This is a genomic window from Vreelandella lionensis (assembly GCF_044543515.1).
GTDB classification, from domain to species: Bacteria; Pseudomonadota; Gammaproteobacteria; order Pseudomonadales; family Halomonadaceae; genus Vreelandella; species Vreelandella lionensis.
Map to the genome: position 1 here is coordinate 108,079 of NZ_JBITWC010000014.1, position 6,482 is coordinate 114,560.

The window sequence follows — 6,482 nt, forward strand, 5'->3', positions numbered from 1 at the left end:
GTTTTAACGCGAGCCTGAGTACCCGTCAATCCACCCAAGGATTAACCTGCTAATTAAAACAGCGAGAGCTGCTGGACTGCCGTCTCTTCCGCCAACCGATACCCCACCCCCAGCAGGCGCACGGGACGCTCACCTCTGGACCAGCCCACGTTCAGCAAGGTTTCGAACTGCTCCAAGTTGGGTGCGGGGTCGGCGTGTTCGACGGTGGTTTGGGTGAAGTCGTTGAACTTGACCTTCACCATTACGCCGCGCACGGCGGGGGCCGGGTCTAGGCGAGCGTAGCGGCGCTCTAAATCGCCAATCAGCTCGGGGAGCTGACGACGGCAGGCTTCCAAGGTGGGTAAGTCTTGAGAGTAGGTTTGCTCGGTGCTGATCGACTTGCGCTCGCGGTGGGTTTTGACCGGGCGCTCATCGCGCCCGTGGCTAAGTTCGTGTAGCCGATGACCAAAGCGGCCAAAGCGGTCCACCAGCTCGGTCAACGGCCGGGCGCGCAGATCCGCGCCGGTCTGAATGCCCAGCTCCGCCAATTTTTCAGCGGTACGCGGCCCCACCCCGTGGATTTTTTTCACCGGCAGTTGCTGCACGAAGGCGTCGATATCGTCTGGCGTGATGACAAACAGCCCATCGGGCTTGCGCCAGTCGCTGGCGATCTTGGCGAGAAACTTGTTGGGTGCCACACCCGCCGAGACGGTAATGCCCACTTCCTGCTTCACCCGATGGCGAATGGCTTCGGCCATACGGGTGGCGCTGCCGTGGTGAAGCGTGACCTCCGAGACGTCCAGAAAGGCTTCGTCCAGCGAGAGCGGCTCGATCAGTTCGGTGACATCGCGGTAGATGGCAAACACCTGGCGGGCAACATCTTTGTACTTCGCCATATCGCCACGAATCACCGTGAGGTGGGGACAGCGTTTGAGCGCCTGAGCCATGGGCATCGCGGAGTGAATGCCGAACTTGCGCGCCGGGTAGTTACAGGTGGCCACCACCCCGCGCTGCTCCACACTGCCGCCAATGGCAATAGGGATATCGGTTAACGCGGGGTTATCGCGCATTTCTACCGCCGCATAGAAGCAGTCACAGTCGCAGTGGATAATTTTGCGCACAGGCCGACCTTGCCTCCGCCATTAACTGTAAAAAAGCACAGTTTATCACAGGGTGTGCCGCCGTCACGTACCACAAAAGGTGCGCAATACCTGTTCGCTTTCCGTGGCCGGGACGGCCAAGCGGCGCGCTTCTGCGGATTCATCAAAGGGCTGCGTGACCGCCGCGAGCAGCGTGTGGAAAGGCGCGAAATCACCTTCTACCGCCGCATCGATGACCTCTTGAATGCGGTGGTTGCGGGGAATCACCACCGGGTTGGCGCGGCGCATGGCCTCCAGACGCTCACTCTGCTGGCTCGCTTGCTGGGCGTTTTCCCAGTCGGCCAGCCAAGCGGTCAGGCCAGCGGGCTGCGTGGTCAGCGCCAGCAGCGCCTCTTTTTGGGAGTGGGCTGACGTGTCCGCGCTCAAGGCTTGGGCACCCAGCGTTTTGGCATAGTGCGTCAACGCGTCGAACGTCGCGGTCATGTCCATGCGGCCTTGATGCATCTGGATCTCTAGCGCTTCCATCAGCGCCACGGCGCGATCGCTTTCCGGGGCAAGGCCCAGCTTGTCGGCATGCAGGCGGCGCTGTTCGGCGCCAAAACGAGCGGTAAAGCCGCGTAGCACCTCGGTGGCCTGCTCTACCACGGCGTCGCCCTCTGCGCGCATCAGCGGCAATAGGGTTTCGGCAAAACGGGCCAGGTTCCACTGGGCAATGCCCGGCTGGTTGTCAAAGGCGTAGCGCCCGCCCTGGTCAATGGAGCTATACACCTTCTGCGGGTCGAACTGCTCCATAAACGCGCAGGGGCCGTAATCGATGGTTTCACCGGCAATGCTGCAGTTGTCGGTGTTCATCACGCCGTGAATGAAGCCCAAGCTCATCCAACGCGCCACTAGCGCCGCTTGGCGGGCGGTCACCGCCTCCAACAGCGCCAGGTACGGATCGTCAGCATTGGCCGCCTCTGGGTAGTGGCGGGCAATCACATGGTCGGCCAGCGCTTTTAGCGCGTCTTCATCGCGGCGAACGGCGGCAAACTGGAACGTGCCTACACGAATATGGCTGCTGGCTACACGGGTCAGCACGGCTCCCGGCTCGGCCATTTGGCGCACCACGCGCTCGCCCGTAGAGACGGCCGCCAGGGCGCGGGTGGTGGGTACGCCCACGGCGGCCATGAACTCGCTCACCAAGTATTCGCGAAGCACCGGGCCAAGGGGCGAACGACCATCGCCACCCCGAGAAAACGGCGTGCGGCCGCTGCCTTTTAGCTGCACATCTCGGCGCTCACCCTGCTGGTCCACCACTTCGCCCAATAGCAGCGCGCGACCATCGCCAAGCTGGGGTACGAAGTTACCGAACTGGTGCCCGGCGTAGCCCAGCGCTCTAGGCTGGGCCCCTGGCGGTAGCTGGTTACCGCTGAACCATTGGGCCAGCGTGGCATCGTCGGGCCGCGTTTGCATGCCTAGCGCCACGGCCAAGGCATCGTTAAACGCGATCAGGCTGGGCTGCGCCACGGGCGTAGGCTGGCAAGCCACCCATAAAGGCTCTGGCAGCGTGGCAAACTGGTGTTCAAAGGTCAGCACGGGCAACTCCGCTTTTCAGTTTATCGTCTAGGAATACCCTAGCAGTTTACTCAAGTAATTGGCGATAGCCTGTCGCAGAGAGCCTCTTAACCAATATGAAATTGCTCGCTTCGATAGTAACCCGCCGGTATCCAAAACACGTTAGCCCTTTTTCAGACGCCCAACCGCATATTCCAGCACCGGCGTTAGCGGCGCGCGCCACTGGTGGGTCAAGAACCCATCGGCGCGGGTCACGCCCAGCGAGAGCGACGCCACGGGCAGACCCATGGCGTGGGCATCCCGGCAGAAGCGGTAGCCGGAATAGACCATCAACGACGTGCCCACTGCCAACACCGCATCGGCTTGCTGCAGCGCCGCCTGGGCTGCCAGCCGACGCGCCGGGGGCACCACATCGCCGTAGTAGACCACCTGCGGTTTGAGGATGCCTCGGCAGCGCGGGCAGTCCAATACGTTAAAGGTGGAGAAATCGGTTTCCAGATCCGCATCGCCATCCGGCGCGTGGCGGGCATCCAACGCGGCAAAGGCTGGGTTCATACGCGCCATTTCGCTGTGCATGGCGTGACGCATTATTTGATAGCCGCAGGCCATACAGGCCACCACGTCCGCCCTGCCGTGAAGATCGATCACCTTTTTCGAGCCCGCCCGCTGGTGCAGGCGGTCCACGTTTTGCGTGACCAGCAAATCCACATGACCCATGGCCTCCAGCTCTGCCAACGCCCGATGTGCCCCGCTCACCTGGGCTTCGCGCATGGCTTTGAAGCCGACCAGCGCCCGCGCCCAGTAGCGCTGACGAACGGCGAAGGAGCTCATAAAATCACCGTGCTGCACCGGCGGCGGGCGCTTCCACTGGCCATCGGCATCGCGGTAATCGGGAATCCCGCTGTCGGTACTCACCCCCGCCCCGGTAATCACCCAGAGTTTGGGGTAGCGTTTGATGAACGCGGCCAGGGCTTCCCCGGCCACCTGGCTGCTCTCGCGTTTTTGTGTACTTTCCACGGCCTGCGTCAATGGATCACCCTAGGCAATACTGCGACAAGTCAACGATACTGTATGACAATATAAGCACATGCAATGTGCCCTCGATAGCGGAGTAAGGAGCCTCTCATGCAGTGGGATCACGAGATTATTATTGTCGGTGGCGGCATGGTGGGCGCGGCCCTCGCGGCAAGGCTAGGTCAGGCGGGCATTTCCGTAGGGCTCGTCGAGCGCGGCAGCGCCCCGAAACCCGCCAGCGGCGACTACGACCTGCGTATTTCATCGCTGAACGCCCGTTCGCTCGCGTTCGTGAAAGCCAGCGGCGCGATACTGCCCGGCGAGCGCTGCTGCCCGTTCCGACATATCGATGTGGCGAATCAGGACGGCACCGGCCACTCCGTGTTCTCCGCCGAAGAGAGCGGCATGAACGACTTCGGTATTTTTATCGAAAACCGCGCTTTGCAGTACGCCCTGTGGCAACGCTTGGAAGAACTGCCCAGCGTGACCTGCTATACCCAGTGCGCTCCGCTGAGCACCATGGCGGCCACCACCGCCCGCATGCTAGAGCTGGATAACGGCAAAACCCTAAGTGCCCGGCTGATTGTGGGGGCCGACGGCGCGCGCTCTACGCTACGCGAGCTGGCAGGCATTGGCGTGACCAGCCACGACTACCACCAGCGGGCGATGATCATTAACGTCGAGACCGAGCTGCCCCAGCAGGACGTTAGCTGGCAGTGTTTTACCCCCAAAGGGCCGATTGCCATGCTGCCGCTGCCCGGCCAGCGCGCCTCGCTGGTGTGGTACGACAGCAATGAAGCCACCAAAGCCCGCGAACAGCTCTCCGACAACGCGCTCCAGCACGCCATCGAAACCACCTTCCCCCAACGCCTGGGCAAGCTCACCCGTATTGTGGCGAGGGCCAGCTTCCCCATTAAGCGCCAGCACGCCAAGCGCTACATCGGCAAACGCCTCGCACTGATTGGCGATGCCGCCCACGTAGTGCACCCGCTGGCCGGGCAAGGGTTGAACATCGGCCTACACGACGCCGACACCCTGGCCGAGCTGATCATCAAAGGCCGCGACCCCGGCGACCACATCAGCCTGCACCGCTTCGAATGCCAGCGCCGCCTCGCCAACCAAGCGATGATCGCGGCCACCGACAGCTTCCACCACCTGTTCACCGGCGCAAAACCGCTGCGCCAACTGGGCGATCTCAGCCTGCATTTGGCCGAGCGCGTGCCTTTTGCCAAGCGTATGATGATGCAGCAAGCCAATGGGTTAAATCCGTTCAGAATGTTTTAGGGGTACTTGATGTCTTCAGAGTCAGCTAATTTGGCAGCGTTAGAACGGTTTTTCGAGAAGTTGGCACTACTGCCCAAGCCGGAACCCCCTACCCCCAATTTGTTCTCCGTTGCAGGCCCTGGCCAGCATGAAAACCGCTTATCAGACTTAATGGCCTTCTTCATGGGCGGCCACCCCGGGGCGCCTCGCTGGTTAGCCAAGGCGTTGCTACACGCACTCGTGCGTAAAGGCCACTTCGATGACGAACACCTACAGCAAGTCGACTGGGAAGCAGTTACCACTGAGCGAGAAGCAGGGAGTTGGAGCGTCGAAAGCGCATCGACGAAGCGTTTGGATCTAGTGGTGTCGGGAAACGACTTCGTCGTAGGTATCGAGCATAAAGTATGGGCTTCGGCGGAGCATAACCCGTTTGATGCCTACGACAGCTTGCTGAACAGCTATGCGGTTAAAGCTTACCGATGCGTTTTATGTCCGGATGACTCCAAGGAAAGCGTTTGGGTTCCCGCTAAAGAGGCAGGCTGGCCGACACTATCCTACTCGGAACTATTAGCCTCGGCTTATGCGCTGTATGGGCAAGATGTAGCGCCCGCTGATCAGACGAAATGGCAAATTTTTTATCAGGAATTGCTGCAGCACCTCACCTCTATTGCCCAGCCCACGGAAGAGAAGACCATGACGAAAAAGGAACTAGAGTTTTCGTTAAAGCATTTTCATGACTTATACGAAGCATCTCAGCGCCTGGAACAACTCGACCAAGAGTTGATGGCGGAAGGAAAAAGCCACATCGCTGCTGCGTTGCAGATAGCGGTCACTGATATCAACACCAAGAATAAACCGGATATTTGGAATGAGCAGACGAGAGTATGGCGTTTTTTTCCAAGTGCTTGGAGTAAGGCTGGTGCCTCTCAAATATGCCTTGTTTATTACCCTTCATCGGAATCGGAAGGCGATGAAAGTATAGGTTTCGAGATTCGAGCATATCTGGAAAATCAGAAAAGCAGTGGCCCTTGGCTGCAAGAAATTGAACAGTCATTTCTGAGAGTAACGCCTATCACCAAACAGCCGGACTGCACTTGGTACAGAGATGGTGGATACAAAGATGGCAATGGTCATGATACTTGGTACGAAGCCAAGGGCCGCTGGTTAGTGTTAAGTGCCTGGCCCTATGAATACACCAAGGCAGGTGCTATGAAGGCACTGGGTGATTTGGCGGCATGGGTGGATGAACACGCTTTTCAGACAGCAACGCTTCCCGCAGAGCAAGCCTAAGAGCCAGCTGACAACCATCGCTGTATTGCCTCTAATGACGCTTCGCTAGGCAGCGCATTGCAATAACCACGTGCTTCTTGCAGCCCCCATTTACCGCCTTGCGGGGCAAGCGCAATGGTTAGTACCTCAGGCGATTGCATGTGGTAAACGAATACTTGGCGGGCAGCGATTTGTGCCGCATAACTGATCTTACCCAGCAACAGTGGACACTCGTTTAAGCGATCATTCGGACTTCAAACGCCTCTGGGCTGATCATCCCTATAGCACTGTGCCGTCGTT

5 protein-coding genes are annotated in these 6,482 nt (G+C 59.5%); 2 read left to right on the forward strand and 3 right to left on the reverse strand.

Features of this window, described 5'->3' with window-relative positions; translation table 11 throughout:
- Positions 1–53 precede the first annotated feature (53 nt).
- The 3 genes from dinB to ACIGG6_RS10600 all read right to left on the reverse strand — a co-directional run bounded on the left by dinB (position 54) and on the right by ACIGG6_RS10600 (position 3,665).
- Positions 54–1,100 (reverse strand): DNA polymerase IV, encoded by a 1,047-nt coding sequence (gene dinB, locus ACIGG6_RS10590; RefSeq protein ID WP_399844389.1) that lies wholly within the window; start codon positions 1,098–1,100, stop codon positions 54–56.
- A 63-nt stretch (positions 1,101–1,163) separates the two neighbouring features.
- Positions 1,164–2,657, reverse strand: coding sequence for a YdiU family protein (locus ACIGG6_RS10595; protein WP_399844391.1), 1,494 nt, complete (start codon positions 2,655–2,657; stop codon positions 1,164–1,166).
- A gap of 141 nt (positions 2,658–2,798) precedes the next feature.
- Positions 2,799–3,665, reverse strand: a complete 867-nt coding sequence (locus ACIGG6_RS10600) for an NAD-dependent protein deacetylase (protein ID WP_399844392.1) — start codon at positions 3,663–3,665, stop codon at positions 2,799–2,801.
- Between the two features lie 96 nt (positions 3,666–3,761).
- Here ACIGG6_RS10600 and ACIGG6_RS10605 point away from each other — a divergent pair, with 96 nt between their 5' ends.
- Positions 3,762–4,934 carry a UbiH/UbiF/VisC/COQ6 family ubiquinone biosynthesis hydroxylase gene (locus tag ACIGG6_RS10605; protein ID WP_062372280.1) on the forward strand — a complete coding sequence of 391 codons (1,173 nt, stop codon included), beginning with the start codon at positions 3,762–3,764 and terminating at the stop codon, positions 4,932–4,934.
- 9 nt (positions 4,935–4,943) lie between these two features.
- Positions 4,944–6,203, forward strand: a complete 1,260-nt coding sequence (locus ACIGG6_RS10610; RefSeq protein ID WP_399844394.1) for a PD-(D/E)XK nuclease family protein — start codon at positions 4,944–4,946, stop codon at positions 6,201–6,203.
- Positions 6,204–6,482 lie beyond the last annotated feature (279 nt).